Source organism: Streptomyces sp. WAC03905 (assembly GCF_057371075.1).
Genome location: NZ_JBXYDZ010000003.1, coordinates 165,654 through 185,571, shown reverse-complemented (window position 1 = coordinate 185,571; position 19,918 = coordinate 165,654). Strand labels below are relative to the sequence as shown.

The 19,918-nt window shown below is 73.3% G+C and carries 16 protein-coding genes and 1 pseudogene; 9 read left to right on the top strand and 8 right to left on the bottom strand.

Annotated elements, in window-relative coordinates; genetic code table 11:
• Positions 1-129: 129 nt before the first annotated feature.
• The gene (locus AC2RP6_RS03775) at positions 130-1,470 is read left to right on the top strand and encodes a phytase (protein WP_486444811.1); all 1,341 of its coding nucleotides are present in this window, start codon (positions 130-132) and stop codon (positions 1,468-1,470) included.
• A gap of 160 nt (positions 1,471-1,630) precedes the next feature.
• Positions 1,631-1,684, top strand: a pseudogene (locus AC2RP6_RS03770) (hypothetical protein); the annotation flags it as partial.
• Between the two features lie 228 nt (positions 1,685-1,912).
• Here AC2RP6_RS03770 and katG read toward each other — a convergent pair.
• Positions 1,913-4,129: a catalase/peroxidase HPI gene (gene katG, locus AC2RP6_RS03765; RefSeq protein WP_486444810.1), complete on the bottom strand. Its 2,217-nt coding sequence runs from the start codon at positions 4,127-4,129 to the stop codon at positions 1,913-1,915.
• Between the two features lie 215 nt (positions 4,130-4,344).
• Between katG and AC2RP6_RS03760 the strand changes: the two genes are divergently transcribed.
• From AC2RP6_RS03760 to AC2RP6_RS03750, 3 genes are all read left to right on the top strand, one after another.
• On the top strand, positions 4,345-4,755 hold the full coding sequence (locus AC2RP6_RS03760) for a Fur family transcriptional regulator (RefSeq protein WP_486444809.1): 411 nt from the start codon (positions 4,345-4,347) through the stop codon (positions 4,753-4,755).
• A gap of 148 nt (positions 4,756-4,903) precedes the next feature.
• Positions 4,904-5,338 carry an STAS domain-containing protein gene (locus AC2RP6_RS03755; RefSeq protein WP_486444808.1) on the top strand — a complete coding sequence of 145 codons (435 nt, stop codon included), beginning with the start codon at positions 4,904-4,906 and terminating at the stop codon, positions 5,336-5,338.
• A gap of 14 nt (positions 5,339-5,352) precedes the next feature.
• Positions 5,353-5,796 carry an ATP-binding protein gene (locus tag AC2RP6_RS03750; protein ID WP_486444807.1) on the top strand — a complete coding sequence of 148 codons (444 nt, stop codon included), beginning with the start codon at positions 5,353-5,355 and terminating at the stop codon, positions 5,794-5,796.
• Between the two features lie 54 nt (positions 5,797-5,850).
• Here the strand turns inward: AC2RP6_RS03750 and AC2RP6_RS03745 are convergent, their stop codons facing one another.
• The 4 genes from AC2RP6_RS03745 to AC2RP6_RS03730 form a co-directional block, all read right to left on the bottom strand.
• The gene (locus tag AC2RP6_RS03745) at positions 5,851-6,744 is read right to left on the bottom strand and encodes a SigB/SigF/SigG family RNA polymerase sigma factor (RefSeq protein ID WP_486444806.1); all 894 of its coding nucleotides are present in this window, start codon (positions 6,742-6,744) and stop codon (positions 5,851-5,853) included.
• A 119-nt stretch (positions 6,745-6,863) separates the two neighbouring features.
• Positions 6,864-7,592 carry a metallophosphoesterase family protein gene (locus AC2RP6_RS03740; protein WP_486444805.1) on the bottom strand — a complete coding sequence of 243 codons (729 nt, stop codon included), beginning with the start codon at positions 7,590-7,592 and terminating at the stop codon, positions 6,864-6,866.
• Positions 7,589-7,843, bottom strand: a complete 255-nt coding sequence (locus AC2RP6_RS03735) for a hypothetical protein (protein WP_486444804.1) — start codon at positions 7,841-7,843, stop codon at positions 7,589-7,591. Before AC2RP6_RS03735 ends, AC2RP6_RS03740 begins: the two co-directional genes overlap by 4 nt.
• Complete coding sequence (locus AC2RP6_RS03730; protein WP_486444803.1) at positions 7,840-8,430, bottom strand: nucleotidyltransferase family protein; 591 nt, start codon at positions 8,428-8,430, stop codon at positions 7,840-7,842. Before AC2RP6_RS03730 ends, AC2RP6_RS03735 begins: the two co-directional genes overlap by 4 nt.
• Before the next feature lie 263 nt (positions 8,431-8,693).
• Between AC2RP6_RS03730 and AC2RP6_RS03725 the strand changes: the two genes are divergently transcribed.
• From AC2RP6_RS03725 to AC2RP6_RS03710, 4 genes are all read left to right on the top strand, one after another.
• Entirely contained in the window at positions 8,694-9,374 is a 681-nt protein-coding gene (locus tag AC2RP6_RS03725; protein ID WP_486444802.1) for an HAD family hydrolase, read from the top strand.
• 60 nt (positions 9,375-9,434) lie between these two features.
• The gene (locus tag AC2RP6_RS03720; RefSeq protein ID WP_486444801.1) at positions 9,435-9,929 is read left to right on the top strand and encodes a DUF6328 family protein; all 495 of its coding nucleotides are present in this window, start codon (positions 9,435-9,437) and stop codon (positions 9,927-9,929) included.
• 217 nt (positions 9,930-10,146) lie between these two features.
• Positions 10,147-14,103: a Pls/PosA family non-ribosomal peptide synthetase gene (locus AC2RP6_RS03715; protein ID WP_486444800.1), complete on the top strand. Its 3,957-nt coding sequence runs from the start codon at positions 10,147-10,149 to the stop codon at positions 14,101-14,103.
• Positions 14,104-14,200: 97 nt separating this feature from the next.
• A complete protein-coding gene (locus AC2RP6_RS03710; protein ID WP_486444799.1) occupies positions 14,201-15,523 on the top strand; it encodes a M1 family metallopeptidase in 1,323 nt (440 codons plus the stop codon).
• 74 nt (positions 15,524-15,597) lie between these two features.
• Here the strand turns inward: AC2RP6_RS03710 and AC2RP6_RS03705 are convergent, their stop codons facing one another.
• From AC2RP6_RS03705 to AC2RP6_RS03695, 3 genes are all read right to left on the bottom strand, one after another.
• The gene (locus AC2RP6_RS03705) at positions 15,598-17,250 is read right to left on the bottom strand and encodes a hypothetical protein (RefSeq protein WP_486444798.1); all 1,653 of its coding nucleotides are present in this window, start codon (positions 17,248-17,250) and stop codon (positions 15,598-15,600) included.
• A gap of 103 nt (positions 17,251-17,353) precedes the next feature.
• Complete coding sequence (locus AC2RP6_RS03700; RefSeq protein WP_486444797.1) at positions 17,354-17,914, bottom strand: hypothetical protein; 561 nt, start codon at positions 17,912-17,914, stop codon at positions 17,354-17,356.
• A 31-nt stretch (positions 17,915-17,945) separates the two neighbouring features.
• Positions 17,946-19,844 (bottom strand): serine/threonine-protein kinase, encoded by a 1,899-nt coding sequence (locus tag AC2RP6_RS03695; RefSeq protein ID WP_486444796.1) that lies wholly within the window; start codon positions 19,842-19,844, stop codon positions 17,946-17,948.
• Positions 19,845-19,918: the final 74 nt, after the last annotated feature.

The following is a 19,918-nucleotide window of genomic DNA, read 5'->3' as shown; positions in this document are numbered from 1 at the left end:
CCACGACATGCAGGCTCCATGGTCGTCACCCGCGCGTGGCCCACGGTGGGGTCGGCCCGGCCGCGGAGCACCCGTGGGACCCGACCCGGCGGCCGGGCCGCACCCGTGACCCCGTGACCAGGAGGCAAGATGACCGCGATCTCGAGAAGGCGGACGACGGCCGTCGGCGTGGCCGCCGCCGTGGCCCTGGGCGTGATCGCCGTACCGGCGCACGCCCGCGCGGACCGCGGCGCCCCGCCGGCACTGCCCCAGGTGCCCGCCTCCGTCGAGACGCCCTCCCTCTTCGACGACGAGGCCGGCGGCAACGCCAACGCCGACGACCCCGCGATCTGGCGCAACGCCGAGGACCCCGACCGCAGTCTGGTCATCGCCACCGCCAAGGAGGGCGGGCTGCGCGTGTACGACCTGGACGGGCGCCAGGTGCAGTCGCTCCCGGCCCCGCCGCCGCCGCGGGCGGGCGACGCCCCCGGCCGGTTCAACAACGTCGACCTGATCACCGGCCTGCGCTTCCCCGACGGCCGCCACGACGTGGCCGTCGTCTCCGACCGGGGCCGCGACCAGCTGCGCGTCTACCGGATCGACGCCCGGCGCACCGGGGCCCCGCTGGTCGACGTCACCGACGAGGGCGCCGCCCCGCTCGTCTTCTCGACCGGCCCGGACGAGGTCGCCGACCAGCGGACCGCCTACGGCCTGGCCGCCTGGACCGACCGCCGCAGCGGCCGCTCCTTCGCCGTCACCAGCCGCCGCCACGAGACCGCCCTCGCCCTGCTCGAACTCCGGCCCGACGCCCGGGGGAAGGTCGGCTACCGCACCGTCCGCACCACCACGCTGCCCGCCACCTTCGCGCTGCCCGACGGCAGGTCCTGGACGCCCTGCGGCGAGCCGGGCGACCGGCCCCAGGTCGAGGGCATGGTCATCGATCCCGACACCGGGGACCTCTACGCGGGCCAGGAGGACGTCGGCATCTGGAAGCTCGACGCCGACCTGCGTTCCCCCGCCCGACTGATCGAGAAGGTCCGCTCCTTCGGCGTGCCCGGCACCTGGAACCCGCAGACCGAGGAGTGCGACGCGGGCGCCGACCCCGGCTTCGGCGGCCGGCACCTCACCGCCGACGTGGAGGGCCTGACCATCTGGCGCGACCCCGAACACCCGCGCCGCGACGGCTACCTGCTCGCCTCCAGCCAGGGTGACGACACCTTCGCCGTTTTCGACCGCGAGCGCGGTGACGCCTACGTCCGAGGCTTCCGCGTCACCGCGGGCGGCGGGGCCGGAGCGCCCGACGGATCGCAGGAGTGCGACGGAGCCGCCGTCACGAGCGCCCCGCTGGGCCGGAGGTTCCCGAACGGCCTCCTCGTCGTGCAGGACGGGGCCAACACCCCCGTGACCACCGGAGCCGACGGGGAAGCCCGTACCGACACCGACTTCAAGTTCGTGGACCTGGGCCGCCTCCGGCGCGCCGTACGCCTGTGACCGGGGCCGGGCGGCCGCACGGAGCCGCGGCCGCCCGGCTCGCAGAGGATCGCCACCGCGCACGACGGAATCTTCTCCGTGCCCGAATCCGAGCGGTCCCACCGCTGCCAACTGCGCACCCCGCCTCACCTGGCTGGGCTTCGGCAACATCGCCCCCGGAGTGCGGCCGGCGCCGGCCCGGCTCCTCGACGACGCACACGACATGCTCGTACGGCTCGGACTCGGCTCGTACGTGCACCTGTTCGCCGCCGACTACGCCGCGTTCAGCGACCTGCCCGCCACCGTCAGTTCGTGGTGGGACTTCCCCGCGATCGAGGAGCGGTACGCCGGATTCACCGACGCGTACGGCCCCGTCGCCGCGGCCCTGACGCAGCGCGGTGACCGCCGGACGCGGCCGGGCGGGCCGGCGCCTTCCGGCACCGACCCGCCCGGAGCGACGGGATCAGACGAGGTCGAACCGGTCCAGGTTCATCACCTTGTCCCACGCGGCGACGAAGTCCCGGGCGAACTTCTCCTTCGCGTCGTCGCTCGCGTAGACCTCCGCCAGCGCCCGCAGCTCGGAGTTGGAGCCGAAGACCAGGTCGGCGCGGGTGCCGGTCCACTTGACCTCGCCGGTGACGCCGTCACGAGCCTCGAAGGTGTCCGCGTCCCCGTTGGCCGACGTCCAGGTCGTCCCCAGGTCGAGGAGGTTGACGAAGAAGTCGTTCGTCAGCGTGCCCGGGCGGTCCGTGAGGACGCCGTGCGCGGTGTCGGCGTGATTGGCGCCGAGGACGCGCAGGCCGCCGACGAGGACGGTCAGCTCGGGGGCGCTCAGGCCCAGCAGGTTCGCGCGGTCCAGCAGCAGGTACTCGGCGGGCAGGCGGTTGCCCTTGCCGAGGTAGTTGCGGAAGCCGTCGGCGGTGGGCTCCAGGGCGGCGAAGGACTCGGCGTCGGTGTGCTCCTCCGTCGCGTCCACGCGACCCGGGGTGAAGGGCACCGCGATGTCGTGGCCGGCGTCCCGGGCGGCCTTCTCCACGGCCGCGACGCCGCCGAGGACGATCAGGTCGGCCAGCGAAACCTGCTTGGCGCCGGTGTTGAACTCCGCCCGGACGCCCTCCAGGACCCGCAGGACCTGTGCCAGCTCGTCGGGCTCGTTGACCTCCCAGCCGATCTGCGGCTGAAGTCGTACGCGCGCACCGTTGGCGCCGCCCCGCTTGTCGCTGCTGCGGAAGGTCGAGGCCGACGCCCACGCGGTCGAGACCAGCTGGGAGACGGTCAGGCCGGAGGCGAGCACCGCCTCCTTGAGGGCCGCGGTGTCGGCGGCGTCCAGGGTCCCGCCCTGTGCCTCGGGCAGCGGGTCCTGCCACAGCAGGGTCTCCGCCGGCACCTCGGCGCCGAGGTAGAGCGACTTCGGTCCCATGTCGCGGTGGGTCAGCTTGAACCAGGCACGGGCGAAGGCGTCGGCGAACTCCGCGGGGTTCTCGTAGAACCGGCGCGAGATCTGCTCGTAGACCGGGTCGAAGCGCAGGGACAGGTCGGTGGTGAGCATCGTCGGAAGGTGCTTCTTCGACGCGTCGTAGGCGTCCGGGATGATCGCTTCCGCGTTCTTGGCCACCCACTGGTGGGCGCCGGCCGGGCTCGTCGTCAGCTCGTACTCGTACTCGAAGAGGTTCTTGAAGAAGCCGTTGCCCCACTGGGTGGGCGTGGTGGTCCAGGTGACCTCCAGACCACTGGTGATCGCGTCGGCCCCCTTGCCGGTGCGGTACGAGTTGGCCCAGCCCAGGCCCTGCGCCTCGATCGGGGCGGCCTCCGGGTCGGCCCCGACGCTCTCGGCCGGGCCGGCGCCGTGGGTCTTGCCGAAGGTGTGGCCGCCCGCGATCAGGGCCACCGTCTCCTCGTCGTTCATCGCCATCCGGCGGAACGTCTCACGGATGTCGCGCGCCGCGGCGATCGGGTCCGGGTTGCCGTTGGGCCCTTCCGGGTTGACGTAGATCAGACCCATCTGGACCGCGCCGAGCGGGTTCTCCAGCTCACGGTCGCCCGTGTAGCGCTGGTCGTCGAGCCACGTGGTCTCGGGGCCCCAGTACACGTCCTCGTCCGGCTCCCACACGTCGGCGCGGCCACCGCCGAAGCCGAAGGTCCCGAAGCCCATCTGCTCCAGGGCCACGTTGCCGGTGAGGATCATCAGGTCGGCCCAGGACAGGCTCTGGCCGTACTTCTTCTTGACCGGCCACAGCAGACGGCGGGCCTTGTCGAGGTTGCCGTTGTCCGGCCAGCTGTTCAGGGGCGCGAAGCGCTGCTGGCCGGCGCCGGCGCCGCCGCGTCCGTCACTGATCCGGTAGGTGCCGGCGCTGTGCCACGCCATGCGGACCATGAAGGGGCCGTAGTGGCCGAAGTCGGCGGGCCACCAGTCCTGGGAGGTGGTCAGGACCTCCGCGATGTCCTGCTTCACCGCGGACAGGTCGAGGGCCTGGAAGGCCGCGGCGTAGTCGAACTCCTCGCCCAGCGGGTTGGCCACCGCGGGGTTCTTGGCCAGGATCTTCAGGTTCAGCCGTTCGGGCCACCATTGGCGGTTTCCGCCACCCTGGGTGGGGTGTGCGGCCCGCTCGTGCGCGACGGGACAGCCACCTCCGCCCTGGGCCTTGGCGTCCGTGACGATCGCGTCGTGGTTCTCAGACATGGGAATCCTTCCGTACCAGGGGGATCGCGTGCTCAGATCGCGGTGCTCAGGATCGATTGCGGTGGAACATTTCCCGCCTCTTGGTTATCAACGGAACCGATCCTACGATGGACCCAGTCCAAGTCAAGATGAGCACCAAGCCCATATTCGATCGGATCCGGGAAGCCGGCCGGCGCACGCCGCAGGCACCCGCGGAACCTGATGGGGGAACCGGTATGAGTGACCTGCTGGAGCGGCTGCGGGCGCGCGGCTGGAGGCTGACGTCCCAGCGGCGGGTCGTCGCCGAGGTCCTCGACGGAGACCACGTGCACCTGACCGCCGACGAGGTGCACGCCCGCGCGGTCCGGCGACTGCCCGAGATCTCCCGGGCGACCGTCTACAACGCCCTCGGCGAGCTCGTCGCCCTCGGAGAGGTCGTCGAGGTCACCACCGACGGTCGGGCGAAGCGCTACGACCCCAACGCCCACCGTCCCCACCAGCACCTGGTCTGCTCCGGCTGCGGCCTCATCCGCGACGTCCGCCCGGACGGCGACCCCCTGTCCGGGCTGCCGACGGCCCAGCGCTTCGGGTTCGCCGTCGCCGGGGCCGAGATCACCTACCGCGGCCTGTGCCCGGACTGCGCCTGACCCGGGGCCCTTGGTCCGGGGCCCGCCCCCTGGATTGACGTCCCGGATGCAGGGGTAGGCGCCGTGCAGAACCGGGCGAAGCGACGCCGGAACGACCTCGGCGGACGCGGCCGACCACCGGTCGCGGTGCGCGGAGGGCAGCAGGACGATGGCCTTCACGATGGCCTTCACGATGGCCTTCACGTACCTGCGCACTGGGAAGAGGTGGTTCCCTATGGCCCCGCCGGCGAACGGTGAGCGATTCGCCGTGGAGGTGCGGTCCGAGGGCGACGTACTCGTCTTCGCCCTGACCGGAGAGCTGGACCACGACACGGCCGAGCCCCTGCGCGCCGCGCTCGCCGCAGCCGTCGACGGCGGCGCCCGCAGGCTGCTGGTGGACTTCTCCGAGCTGCGGTTCTGCGATTCCACGGGCCTGAACGTGCTCCTGCACAGCCGGCTCTCGCTGCGTGAGGAGGGCGGCAGCATCGCGCTGGCCGGGCTCCGCCCGCCCGTGGCACGGATGTTCCGGATCACCGGTGCGGACGGGATCTTCGCCGTACACCCCGACGTGGCGCACGCGCTGGCCGAGCCACGGCACGCGTGAGGGAGGAGCGCGCCATGGAGCCACGGCCGCTCGACCGGAGGCGGAGCCTCCTGCTGACGGGCATGACCGACGTCGTCACCCGGTGCCGTGACTTCACTCGTGACGCCCTGACCGACTGGAAGTGGATGCCGGGCGCCCGGGACGACGCGGAGGACGTCCTGCTGCTGGTCTCCGAGGTGGTGGCCAACGCCTGCCTGCACGCGGGCGGCCCCCGCACCCTGCTGCTGGAATGCACGGACGACCGGCTGCGCGTCGAGGTCACCGACGGCGATCCCGCCGCCCCCGCTCCGCGCTCACGTCCGGACCCCGCCCGCCCCGGCGGCTACGGGCTGCTCATCGTCGAACGGATCGCCCGGCGCTGGGGCACGCTGCCCCTCGCGGACGGAAAGTGCGTGTGGGCGGAGATCGATTCGCCACCGCGGTCCCCGGACGTCCGGGGACCGCAGCCCGTCTCCTGAAGAGCCCCCGCCCGGGTTCCCCCGTCGGCGGCGCCCGGGGCCCGTGGACCCCTCCTAGACGGTGTCGTCCTCCTGCGTCCGCTCCTCGTCGTGCTCGGCGTCCTCCAGCATCCCGGCGCGCAGCTTCGTCATGATGCGGCTGAGCAGCCTGGACACGTGCATCTGCGAGATGCCGAGGCGCTCGCCGATCTGCGACTGGGTGAGTTCGTCACCGAAGCGCAGCTGGAGGACCAGCCGGTCGCGCTCACCGAGCGCGGTCAGGAGCGGCTTGAGCGTCTCCAGGTCCTCGATGCGCTGGTACGCCTCCTCCTCGGTGCCCAGGGAACGGGGCAGGGAGCCGCCGTCCGAGTCCTGGCCGACAGAGGTGCTCAGCGATTCCGCGACGTAGCAGTTGGCGGCCTGCCGGCCTTCGGCCAGGGCGTCGTCGCTGACCCCCAGGTGCTCCGCGAGTTCGTGGTCGGTCGGTCGGCGGCCGAGGTCCTGCTCCATCGCGTCACAGGACTTCGCCATGTCCAGGCGCAGCTCCTGCAGGCGCCGCGGGACCTTCACCGACCAGCTGGTGTCCCGGAAGAAGCGCTTCATCTCGCCGGTGATCGTCGGCACGGCGAAGGTGGCGAATTCGACCCCGCGCTCCACGTCGTACCGGTTGATGGCCTTGATCAGGCCGATCGTGCCGACCTGGACGATGTCCTCGAAGGGCTCGCTGCGGTTGCGGAAGCGCCGGGCGGCGTACTTCACCAGGCTCAGGTTGAGCTCCACCAGCGTGTTGCGGACGTAGGAGTACTCCGCGGTGCCCTCGGCCAGGGAACGCAGGCGGTGGAACAGCGCGACGGACAGGCTCCGGGCATCGTCCGTGCTGACGGACAGGGGGTTCTCGGGAATCTCGATGGTGTCCACCAGGGGCCCGGTATGGACGGGGTCCGCGGTGTCGCGGGGCAGGGGAGTCATCAGTTTCCTCCGACGGGTCGGGGGGCTGCGCGAGACGCAGCGGGGCCGTCGTGGGTTTCCCGTTCGGTTATATACCCGATCGTGGCGCCCTGACCCTTCCGACGCCTCCCGGGCGGTGATCAGGGCGTGGGGGAGAGGTGGTAAACGGCGAAGGCGCGGTCGATGACGGGCATGGCCACGTTGCGCACGCGCACCCCGCCGCCCGTCATCCCGTGTTCCGTGCCCAGATGGGCGTGCCCGTGCACCGCGAGGTCCGCCCCGGCCCCGTCGATGGCCTCCGCCAGCAGATAGCTGCCGAGGAAGGGATAGATCTCCAGCGGTTCCCCCGCCAGGGTGTCCGGCACGGGAGAGAAGTGCGTGAGGGCCACCCGGAGCCCGCTGCCCCGGTCCCGCAGCTCGCGCAGGGTCCGCCCGAGCCCGTCCGCGCACGCCCGCGAATAGCGGATGAAGGCCTTCATCTCCGGTTCCCCGAACTCCGTGGCGCTGCGGCCCGCGAACCCCCCGCCGAAGCCCTTCGTCCCGGCGACCCCCACGGTGACGCCCCGGATCTCGAAGGTGACACAGTCCCCCTCCAGGACGTGGACGCCCTCCGCGGCCAGCTCACGGGCGACGAGGTCCGGCTGGTCGCTCTGGTAGTCGTGGTTGCCGAGGACGGCGACCACCGGTACGGGCAGGGCGGCGACCTCGGCGGCCACGACCCGGGCCTCCTCCGGGGTGCCGTGCCGGGTGAGGTCGCCCGCGAGCAGCAGCAGGTCCGCGCAGTCACCGAGCGTGTCGAAGGCGGGCCGCAGGGAGCCGGCGCTGTCGGGTCCGAGGTGGATGTCCCCGACCGCCGCGATGCGGATCACGACAGCACCTCCGCCGGCCCGGGCGGTCCGACCCGGTGGACGGTCAGGTCCTCGTGCCAGGGCACGCCCTGCAGCTCCTCCTCGGCGATCCGCAGTACGGCCTCCCGGGAACCGGCGTCGGTGACCACGCCCCAGACCATCACCCACGCGCCGCGCGCCTCCACGCGTACGCCCAGCTCGGCGATGTCCTCGCGGGCCAGACGGTCGCGCAGGTGCTCGACGCGGTAATCGAGGTTCTCCACGGACGTCATGAGGTCGTCCCCTTTCCCCGGTCGATGACCCGGAGCCGGTCGAGGAGGTACAGGAAGGCGTCCGGCAGCGGGGAGTCCCGGTGGACGCGGTCCAGCCGCTCCCAGTCGATCTGCTCGCGCAGCATCCGGGCCATCGGCAGCAGGTCTCCGAGGTCGCAGTAGTGTTCGGACAGGGCGGCGAGCCGGCTGTCCATGAGGTCGGTGGGGGCCAGCACCGGCATCCACACCGAGTCCACCGACTTCACCGGCGCCCGCTCCAGCAGCTCCGTACTGACGGGCCGACGGGCGAGCTCGAAGATCAGGTCGATCTCCTCACCTCCCGAGCGGCCCTTGACCAGCCAGTCCTCCGCCGCCCGGCGCATCTCGATGCCGCCCTCCTCCAGCGCCTGGATCGCCGCGTCGGCGTCCTCGCGCCGCATGCAGAAGTCCGTGTCGTGCTGGAACCGCGCCGGGACCCCGTGGGCGAACGCGGCCACGCTGCCGGCCAGCGCGAAGGGCCGCCCGCACTGCTTCAGCAGCGCCGCCACGTGTTTGGTGACCTCCAGGATCGCCTGGGTGTGGTCCTTGGGCAGCTGGCCGTGGGCCATGGTGGGGGGCTTGAGGGCCTCTGGAGGAGGACCCCCGCCACACAGGTCGGCCGGAGGATTGTTCACGGAGGACCTCACTTGTTCGACTCGGCCGGACGGGCCGGGATCCGCGCGCTGACGGCAGGCGCTTACCCGTCCCGCGCCGCCGAAACCCCGTGTAGCCCGTACGAGTGATCGCGGGCGCCGGGGGTAGGCGCCGTACGAGGCGGGGGCCCCGGCGTTCCCGCACGGTCCCGCCCACCGACCCACAGGGAGGCCGAACGATGCACCGCGCTGCTCTGTTCGACGTCGACGGCACCCTTGCCGACACCAACCACCTGCACGTCACGTGCTGGTGGGAGGCGCTGCGGCAGGCAGGCCACGACGTGGCGATGCACGACATCCACCGCGCCATCGGCCTGCCGGGCGAGGACCTCCTCGGCCACCTGCTCGGGGAGGACCGCGACAGGAGCGGGGACGAGCGGCTCACCGCGGCGCACGACACCCTCTACGCCACCTGGTTCGACCGGCTCCCCGACCTCGACCGCGCCGCCGACCTGCTGCGCGCACTCGACCGCAGGGGCTGGCGGGTCGTCCTGGTCACCTCGGCCAGCGAGGCCGAGCTGACCGCGCTGCGGGGCGCCATCGGCGCCGACGACGCCATCACCGCCACCGCGAGCTCGGACGACGTCAGCGAGGGCAAGCCGGCCCCGGACCCCGTCCACCACGCCCTGGAACTCGCCGGGGCGGACGCGCGCGACGCGGTGTTCGTCGGCGACACCGTCTGGGACATGCAGGCCGCCACGCGGGCCGGTGTCGCCTGCGTGGGACTGCTCAGCGGCGGGATCCCCCGGCGGGACCTGGAGGAGGCCGGCGCGCGCGCCGTCTACCGGCACCCGGCCGACCTCCTGGCCCGCCTCGACGACAGCCCCTTCGCGGACGGGTCCGGCGAAGGTGGGAAGTAGTACTCCGGCAGGTGCACCGGGGCGGCGGCGCCCCGGGCCACACGAAAACAGGGAGAGAGCATGACCGGCACCACCGAGGGACGCGACGAGAGCCCCGAGGAGCGCGCCGACCGCCAGTGGCAGGAGTTGATCCAGGAGATCCGCGTCGCCCAGACGGGTGTGCAGATCCTCTTCGGTTTCCTCCTGACGGTGGTCTTCACGCCGCTCTTCCACCAGCTCCCCCAGACGGACCGGACCATCTACATCGTCACCATCGTGCTCGGCTCCCTGGCGACCGGCGCGCTCATCGGGCCCGTCGCCTTCCACCGCATAGTCTCCGGCCGGCAGATCAAGCCGGAGGCCGTCGCCTGGGCCTCGCGGCTCACCTTCGCCGGGCTCGTGCTGCTGCTGGCCACGTGCACGTCGGCGCTCTTCCTCGTCCTGCGGGTGGCCACCCACGACGCCCTGGTGCCGTGGCTCGTGGCCGGGGTGCTCGCCTGGTACCTCCTGTGCTGGTTCGCCCTGCCGCTGTGGGCGCGGATCCGCTACACGGTCGAGAACCGGACCGGGGCCTGACCGGGAGGCGAACGGGGACCGGGACCGCGAACCGAACACCTGCGGTCCCGGCCGGCCGCGAGAGCGTCGTCAACCGGCCACACCCGAAGCTTCAACGGGAAAATCCTTGACCGCGCACTAGGCTGGTGGGTTGTTCGGCGACAGACCGGAACAAAGAGGGTGAATCAGGTCTCAGCCGATGAACCGGACCACCAGCCGGAACGACACGCGAGGGCCGATGCCAGCCACACCCGACCGCACTGAACTCGCTCTCCTCGACGACCGCGGCCCCCACGACGCCCCGGACGGAGCAGCGCCGACGACCGAGGAGGCCGGCAAGGCGGCCCGCTTCCGCGCCGGGCCCGCCGCCCCGCCCCGCACCCTCGTCGACGTCCTCGAAGCCACCGTACGGGCGTATCCCGACGAACCGGCCCTCGACGACGGCTCCACCCGCCTCACCTACCGCGCCCTGGCCGCCGAGGTCGGCCGCGGCCGCCGGGCCCTCGCCGCCGCCGGGATCGGCGTGGGCGACCGGGTGGGCGTACGCGTCCCCTCCGGCACCAACGAGCTGTACGTGGCGATCCTCGCCGTCCTCACCGCGGGCGCCGCCTACGTGCCCGTCGACGCCGAGGACCCGGACGAACGGGCCGACCTCGTCTTCGGCGAAGCCGGCGTACGGGCGGTGGTGGGCGCCGGGCGGCACATCGAGGTCACCGGCCCCGGCGCCACCGGCACGGGTACCGGCGCCACCGGCGAGCGCTCCGCCCGCCCGGGCCCCGACGACGACGCGTGGATCATCTTCACCTCGGGCTCCACCGGCAAGCCCAAGGGCGTCGCCGTCACCCACCGCAGCGCCGCCGCCTTCGTCGACGCCGAAGCCGCGCTCTTCCTCGCCGAGGAACCCATCGGCCCGGGCGACCGGGTCATGGCCGGCCTGTCCGTCGCCTTCGACGCCTCCTGCGAGGAGATGTGGCTGGCCTGGCGCCACGGCGCCTGCCTCGTGCCCGTCCCGCGCAGCCTGGTCCGCAGCGGCGCCGACCTCGGCCCCTGGCTGGTCGAACAGGAGATCACCGTGGTTTCCACGGTCCCCACCCTGGCCGCCCTCTGGGAACCCGAGGCGCTCGGCGAGGTCCGGCTGCTCGTCTTCGGCGGCGAGGCCTGCCCGCCCGAGCTGACCCAGCGGCTGGTCACCGAGGGCCGTGAGGTCTGGAACACCTACGGCCCCACCGAGGCCACCGTTGTCGCCTGCGCCGCACTCCTGACCGGCGGGGACCCCGTCCGCATCGGCCTCCCGCTCAATGGATGGGAACTCGCCGTGGTCGACGGGGCCGGAGACCCGGTCCCGATGGGCGGCAGCGGCGAACTCGTCATCGGAGGCGTCGGCCTCGCCCGCTACCTCGACCCCGACAAGGACGCCGAGAAGTACGCCCCCCTCGACTCCCTCGGCTGGCAGCGCGCCTACCGCAGCGGCGACCTCGTCCGCGCGGAGCCCGAAGGACTCGTCTTCCTCGGCCGCGCCGACGAGCAGATCAAACTCGGCGGCCGCCGCATCGAACTCGGCGAGGTCGACGCCGCCCTCCAGGCCCTGCCGCTCGTGGCGGGCGCCGCGGCCGCCGTCCGCACCGCACGCAGCGGCAACCAGCTGCTCGTCGGCTACCTCGTCACCCAGGACGGCTGGGACCGCTCCGCGGCCGTCGAGCGCCTGCGCGCCGAGCTGCCCGCTGCCCTCGTGCCCCTCCTCGCCCCCGTCACCGAGCTGCCCACCCGCACCTCCGGCAAAGTGGACCGCGACGCGCTGCCCTGGCCGCTGCCCGACCTGGAGACCGCCGGACCCGCCGAAGAACTCCACGGCACCGAGGCCTGGCTCGCCGAGCAGTGGCGCGAGATCCTCGGCGCCGCCGTCACCAGCGCCACCGACGACTTCTTCGCGATCGGCGGCAACAGCATCGCCGCCGCCCAGCTCACCACCCGGCTGCGCACCCGCTACCCCGGCGCCGCCGTACTCGACATCTACCAGCAGCCCACCCTGCGCAAGCTCGCCCGCCGCCTGGAGAAGTCCGTACCGGACGAGGCCGAAGCCCGCCCCGTCGCACCCGTCCCGCTGCGCTCCCAGATCCTCCAGTGCCTCCTGCTCCTGCCGCTGCTCACCGTCCTCGGCCTGCGCTGGACCGTCGCACTGCTGGCCCTCGGCAACGTACTGCACCGGTTCGGGCCGTACCCGTGGGCGCCGACCGCTTCCTGGTGGCTCGTCGCCGCCGGAGCCCTGCTCCTCTTCAGCCCCCCGGGGCGCCTCGCCATCTCCGCCGGCGGCGCCCGCCTGCTCCTGCGCGGCGTCAAGGCCGGACGGTACCCGCGCGGCGGCAGCGTGCACCTCAGGCTCTGGACCGCCGAACGGCTCGCCGCCTACGCGGGCGCGACCTCCCTGACCGGATCCTGGCTGGAACGCTACGCCCGCGCCCTCGGCGCCAAGGTCGGCCCCGAGGTGGACCTGTACGCGCTGCCCCCCGTCACCGGCATGCTCAAGCTCGGCCGCGGCTGCGCCGTGGAGGCCGAGGTCGACCTCTCCGGGCACTGGCTCGACGGGGACCGGATCGAGATCGGCCCCGTGCGGATCGGGGCGGGCGCGGTCGTCGGCACCCGCAGCGTGCTCTTCCCCGGAGCCCGGATCGGCAAGCGGGCCGAGGTGGCCCCCGGCTCAGCCGTCGTCGGGACCGTCCCGACCGGCCAGCGCTGGGCCGGCGCGCCGGCCGCCAAGCTCGGCAAGGCCAAACGGAACTGGCCCGACGGACGCCCGCCGCGCGCGGTCCACTGGCGCGCCATGTACGGGGCCACCGGCTTCTGCCTCATGGTGCTGCCCGTCCTCGCCACCGTGCCGGCCCTGCTCGTGGTGAGCCGGTTCGTCCCAGCGGACGCCGGACTGGCCGCAGCGCTGCGCGGCGCCCTGGTCGCCGTGGTGCCCGCAGCGCTCGCCTTCGGCCTGGCCTACGCGCTGCTGCTGCTGGCCGCCGTACGCCTGCTGAGCATCGGCCTGCGCGCCGGGACCCACCCGACGCACAGCCGGACCGGCTGGCAGGCCTGGACCGTCACGCAGCTCATGGACCTCGCCCGCGAGACCCTCTTCCCGCTCTACGCCGGGCTGGTCACACCGGTCTGGCTGCGCCTGCTCGGCATGAAGATCGGCCGGGGGGCCGAGGTCTCCACCGTACTGGCGCTGCCCAGCCTCACCACCGTCGGCGAGGGCGCGTTCCTCGCCGACGACACCCTCACCGCCCCCTTCGAACTGGGCGGCGGCTGGGTGCGGATCGGGCACTCCGCGATCGGCCGACGGGCCTTCCTCGGCAACTCCGGCATGGCCGCCCCCGGCCGTACCGTCCCGGACGACGGGCTCGTCGGCGTACTGTCCGCCGCCCCGAAGAAGGCGAAGAAGGGCAGCTCCTACCTGGGCCTGCCCCCCGTCAAACTGCCCCGGTCCGCCGCTGCCTCCGACCACAGCCGCACGTACGAGCCGCCCGCGCACCTGCTGTGGGCCCGCGGCCTGGTGGAGCTGTGCCGGCTCCTGCCCGTCTTCTGCTCGGCGGCGCTGGCCGTGCTGACCGTGGCGGCCCTGTGCGCGCTGACCGCGTGGAGCGGCGTGGGCGCCGTCGGCGCCGCGCTGCTGTCCGGGGCCGTCCTGCTGGCCGCCGGAACGGCCGCGTGCTGCGTCGCGGTCACCGCGAAGTGGCTCCTGGTGGGCCGGCACCGGCCGGGCGAGCACCCGCTGTGGAGCGGCTTCGTCTGGCGCAACGAGCTCGCCGACACCTTCGTCGAAGTGCTCGCCGTGCCCTGGCTGGCCGGATCGGTCCCCGGTACCCCGCTGATGTCCCTGTGGCTGCGCGGGCTCGGCGCCCGGATCGGCCGCGGCGTGTGGTGCGAGAGCTACTGGCTGCCCGAGACCGACCTGGTCACGCTGGGCGACGGGGTCAGCGTGAACCGCGGCTGTGTGTTGCAGACGCACCTCTTCCACGACCGGATCTTGAGGACGGATACTGTGATCCTCCGCGAGGGCGCCACCCTGGGCCCGGGCGGAATCGTCCTGCCCGGCAGCACGGTCGGGGCGCGCAGCACCCTGGGCCCCGCCTCCCTCGTGATGGCCGGGGAGTCAGTACCCGACGACACCCGCTGGCTGGGGAACCCGATCGAGGCGTGGCGGTCCTGAGGAGTGGCGGCGCGCCGGCCGGGAAGGGAGCGGCGGCGGGCACGGCAGGGGCACACCAGCACGTCGTACGAGCACGGCGCAGGGAGCGGAAGCGGCAGTGAGCGGCCAGACCACAGAGGTATCGGACCCGTACTTTCCGGCCAACGGGGACGCCCGCTACCGCGTGCACCGGTACGAGATCGCCCTGGACTACCGGCCCGCCCCCAACCGGCTGGCCGGAACGGGCCGCCTCAGCGCGATCGCCGGCCGGGCGCCGCTCACCGAGTTCCACCTGAACCTGGCCGACTTCAAGATAGGCCGCGTCCTCGTCAACGGGCGGGCCCCGCAGTACACCCATCGCGGCGGCAGGCTCCGCATCCGGCCGGCCAAGCCGCTGCCGGCCGGAGCCGCCTTCACCGTCGACGTGCAGTGGTCGGGCAACCCCAAACCGGTGCGCAGCCCCTGGGGAGGCCTGGGATGGGAGGAACTGACCGACGGCGCCCTCGTGGCCAGCCAGCCCGTCGGCGCCCCCTCCTGGTACCCGTGCAACGACCGCCCCGCCGACAAGGCCTCGTACCAGATCTCCGTCAACACGCCGTCCGCCTACACGGTCGTGGCCGGCGGCCGGCTCCTGACCCGCACCACCCGCGCCAGCACCACCACCTGGGTGTACGAGCAGCCCGCCCCGACCTCCAGCTATCTGGTCGGCCTGTCCATCGGCATGTACCAGACGGTGCTCCTGGGCGACCCCGGGCTCGGCGGCGTGACACAGAGCGCCCACGTGCCCGCCCACCTGCTCCCGCGGTTCGCGCGGGACTTCGCCCGCCAGCCCGCCATGATGCAGCTCTTCGAGGAGCTCTTCGGCCCGTACCCCTTCGGTGAGTACGCGGTGGTCGTCGCCGACGAGGAATTGGACGTACCGGTCGAGGCGCAGGGGCTCTCCCTCTTCGGGGCCAACCACGTCGACGGCGTACGCGGCTCCGAGCGCCTCATCGCCCACGAGCTCGCCCACCAGTGGTTCGGCAACAGCGTCACCATCGCCGACTGGCGCCACATCTGGCTGAACGAGGGCTTCGCGAAGTACGCCGAATGGCTGTGGTCGGAGCGCTCCGGCGGCCGCACCGCGCACGAGCAGGCCGCCGCCGCGCACCGCTCGCTGACCGCCCGGCCGCAGGACCTGCGGCTGGTCGACCCGGGCCGCAAGCTGATGTTCGACGACCGCCTGTACCAGCGCGGCGGCCTCGCCGTCCACGCGATCCGCCGCGCCCTCGGCGACGAGGCCTTCTTCCGCATGCTGCGCGACTGGGCCACGGTGCACCGTCACGGCGTGGTCAGCACCGCCGCCTTCACCACCCATGCCGCCCGCTACACGAACGACCCGCTGGACGAGCTCTACTCGGCCTGGCTCTACGAGGCCGCCCTCCCGCCCCTGCCCGTGTAGGGCGGTCGCGGGAGGGCGGGCCGACACGGCGGCGCCCCGCCGGCGTGGTGTGCGCCGGCGGGGCGGTTCGCGGGTCAGTTCTTGGCGTAGAAACCGAACGTGTCGACGACCAGGTCGGTGGGCTGCCAGCCCATGTTCCAGAAGTCGATCAGGTTGTACGGGCCGGAGCTCGCCTGGACCAGGTTCGGGACGGTCTTGCCCTTCGTCCAGTTCAGGTTGGAGGAGTTCGGCGGGGTCGGGTCGCTCGCCCAGCCGCCCTCGTAGGCCGCCCAGGAGTTCGGGTCCGGGGAGACGGTCAGGAAGCCCGTGCCGACCGTGTTGGTGACGGTGGCGTTGGTGATGAGGGCGGTGACGTTCGGGTCCCCGTCCATGACCTCGCCGTAGATGTAGGCGCGGCCGTCGAGCGGGCCGTCCCACTCGCGGGTGTCGAACCAGCGCGAGGGCGTGGTGCGGATCAGAGCGGCCCCGCTGTCCGGGCTGTAGTAGCCGACGACGTCGACGACCACGTGGGTTCCGGCCCAGGCGCCGTTGCGGATGCTGATCTTTCCGTCCGCCCCGATGGGCACGATGACCGAGTTGGCGATGGTCTGGCCCGTCGTGAAGTTCACGTTCGAGGCCGTCGGGGCCGAACCGCCGGAGGGGTAGACGGTCAGGTGGCCGTCGTTCTTCGGTTCGGTGACGGTCACGTTGAGCGCGACGGCCTTGGCGCTCGCCGGGACGCCCCCGCGGCCGTGGATCTGCGTGCTGAAGCTGCTCTGGCCGGGGACCATGCCCCGGCCGGTGCCGAGGCCCTCGCGGGTGTCCACGACGCGGCTCGGGGTGAGCGAGGTGTAGCCGCTGGCGGCCGACTTGGAGAAGTAGCCGGTCACGTCGACGACGAGGTCGATCGCACCGTCGCCGCTGTTGTAGATGTTGACGAAGCCGTTGCTGCCGACCGACGCGATGACCATGTTCGGGACGGTCTGGCCCGGGGCGTAGTTGACGTTCGACGTGGTCGGCAGGGCGCCGCCGTCGGCGTACACGCGGACGTGCCCGGCCTTGGCGGGGTTGGTGACGGTGACGTTCAGGACCACGGCGGTCGCGTCGGCGGGGATCTGCGCGGCGCCGCCGACCCGGACCCGGGAGGTGCCGAAGGCGGGCACCTTGACGCGGGGCGCACCGGTGCCGTCGCGGGTGTCGAGCAGACGGGTCGGGGCGTGCGGGGTGAACTCGTTGCCCGCCGTCCGGATGACGGTCTGGTTGGTGCCGCGGACACTGCCGTCGCCGCTGTCGATCAGGCTGACCTTGACGGTGTAGACGCCGGCCTTGGTGTAGGTGTGGTACTCCGTCAGGTCGGTCGGGCCGTTGGCGCCCGCCTGGATCTCGGTGCCGTCGCCCCACTCGACGCGCACGCCGAGCGCGGTGCCGGGGTCGCTGGACACGGCCAGCTTCAGCTCCACGCCGTGGGCGCTGGTGGTGGTGGCTTCGAGGCCGACCGTCGGATCGACGGCAGCCGCGGCGTTGGCGCGCGGAGCGGACTTCGAGCCGCCCGCGGTGGCCGGGTGGACCGTCTTGGCCGCGGGGCTGGACGAGGTCTCGGACCGGTACGCCTCGGTCGTGTTCAGGTCGAGGTCGGGAACGGCCACCCCCGGACCGGTCGCCCCCTTCGCCCCCTCGGGACCCGCCGCGTCGGCGACCCCCGGTACGAGCGCGACACCGGCCGCGACGATCGCGGCGGTGGACAGCATGAGTCGGCGATTACGCACCGGCCCCCCATTTTCATTTTTGAACGTGATCAGGATTGTCGCGCTCAGAGTACATACGTTCGATGGTCGGCGCGAGGGGTTTCGATCACGGGGTCCGGGACGGCGCCGCAGCGGGGTCGAGCGTCGGGCCGGTGGTGGAGACGCCGGCGTCCAGGCAGGTCAGGGACATCACCACCATCGCCGGAAGACCTTGCGCGGGTTCCGGGGCCGGGTAGGTCGCCAGGACGGTCCAGTTGCCCTTCGTGAGGGTCAGCGTGCCACTGCCCATGTCGGGGCCGGCCTGCCAGCCGTACTCGGTACGGGCCCGGGCGAACGCCGCCTTGAGTGCGGAGTCCACGCTCTCCCGGGCGTGCTGGCCCGACAGCCGTTCGATGCACCGGCCGGGGGCGTTCGAGGGCTGCCGCGCCACCGTGACGCCCTCCGCCGCGAGGGCCGACGTCAGCTCCGACACCGCCGTGTCCGCGGGCAGCGGCGGACCCGAGAAGCGCGGGGGCAGCGGGCCGAGGTCCTGCAGCGCGGTGCCGCAGGCGGTGGCCGTCGCCATCAGTGCCGCCACGACCAGGGAGGTCGGGGCGGTGCGCCCCCGTTGCCGTCGCACGATGGTGTCCGCCCTCTCGGTTCGCCGTACGGTCGGCCAGTGTGCCATCCCGCCGATCTTGCCGAGCCACCGGCCGCCCTCACGGGCGCGTCGGGTCCGACACCCGACGCGACGCCCTCACCCCTGCTTCGTCCAGCGCTGGGACGCCTTCCCGCCGCACGTACTGGTCACCAGGCCGCTGGCCATGCCGAGGTCGAGGCAGCCGCCGCCGAGGTCGCTGCGGAGGGCGCCGTCCGGACCCGCGCGCCATGTCCGGCCGATGTCCTGGGCGCAGTCGCCGACGAAGACGGCCTGGCCGAGGCCGTTGGAGTAGAGGCAGCTCCCGCTCTGCTGGTTGACGAGCTTGAAGCTGCCGTCCGACCTGCTCCGGACGGTCCAGCGGGCGGAGCCGCTCGCACAGTCGCCGGAGTCCGAGGAGCCGAAGACCTGGGTGATGCACGCGCCGTTGTTGCCGTTGCGGTAGCGGTAGGTGCCGGAGTCCGGGGGCGAGGGGGGTTGTGCCGGAGCCTTGGTGGGCGCCGTCGAGGTGCCCCCGGCGGACGGGCGCGAGCCGCCGCCGTTGCCGCCGCCTCCGGTCGCGGAGCCGCCCGAGGCGCCCGAACCGGGCGGGGAGCCGCCCCCGGGACCGGTGCCGGGGCCGGTCCCGCCGCCGCCCGCCGTGACCGGTGCGGTACCCGTGGCGCCCTGCGGCTGACCCGGGTCGGGGGCGGGCGGCGGTGCGGCAGGGGCCGTACCGGACGGATCGCCGGCGGCGGCAGCGGCGGGGCCGCCGCTGCGTGGGGGGAGCGGCCGGGGTGTTCTGCGCCTCGGCCCGCGGCGAGGACGTGTGCGGCAGGTACTGGATGGCGAGCGTCGTGCCGCCGGAGACCACCACGACGGGGATGACGGCGAGGAGCGCACGGGTGCGGCGGCGGCGCTCGCGCCGCTCCGGACGCCCGGGTCCGTCCGGCGCGGCCGCGACGGCGGGCGCGGGGCCGCCGCGCGGGTCCCCCTCCCCGCCGGCCGCGGCTCCCGGATCCGGCTTTCCGCCAACCAGCGGGAGCGTGGGCACGTCGATGTCCTGGACGTCCGCGGCGAAGGCGGCCCGTTCGGTCAGGCGCTCGTCGACGGCCGGGGGCCACAGCGGCTGCGTGAACGGGCCGTGCAGGGAGGCGCGCTCCAGGAGTTCCGGCGCGGTCGGCCGATCGTCCGGATCCTTCGCGAGGCAGGCCTCCACCAGGTCGGCCAGCTCCGGGTCCGCCTCCCGCAGGGGCTCCAGAGCGGGCTCCTCGTGGACGATGCGGTACAGCACGCCGTGCCCCGACTCCTCCCCGAAGGGCGGCTGCCCGCACGCCGCGTACGCCAGTACCGACCCCAGCGCGAACACGTCGGTGGCTCCGCTGAGCCGGCGCTTGCCCGAGGCCTGCTCGGGGGCCATGTAGGCGGGCGTGCCCACGACCATGCCGGTCCTGGTCAGCATGCTCTGCTCGGCGGCCCGGGCGACACCGAAGTCGATGAGGGTCAACCCGTCCAGGGTCAGCATGACGTTCGAGGGCTTGAGGTCGCGGTGCACCATGCCCAGCGCGTGGACCGCCGTCAGGCCGGCCGCCGCCTCCCGCAGCAGCAGCCACAGCGCGTCCCCGGGCAGGGGGCCGCCGTGCAGCGCGATGGCTTCCCGCAGGGTGATCCCGGGGATGTAGGCGGTGGCGAACCACGGCGGCTTCGCCTCGCGGTCGCTGGCCAGGAGGGGCGCGGTGGCGTCTGCGGGCAGCCGGGCGAGATTGTCCAGCTCGTGCCCGAAACGGCGCAGGAAGTCCTCGTCCTCGCCGACGACGGAGGCCAGGAGCTGCTTGACGGCGACGTACCGGCCGTCCTGGACGCCGAGGTACACCCGGCCCATGCCGCCGGCCCCGAGCCGCCCCGCCAGCGGGATGGGCCCGATCCGGAGAGGGTCCTCCGCCTCCAGCGGCTCGGCCCCGCTCCCCGTCAGCTCTAACACGTCGTCGCCTGCCCCGCCTCGGATGGAAACAGTTCCCGGAAATCTATCCCGATGATCCGAAGAGGGCAACGCGC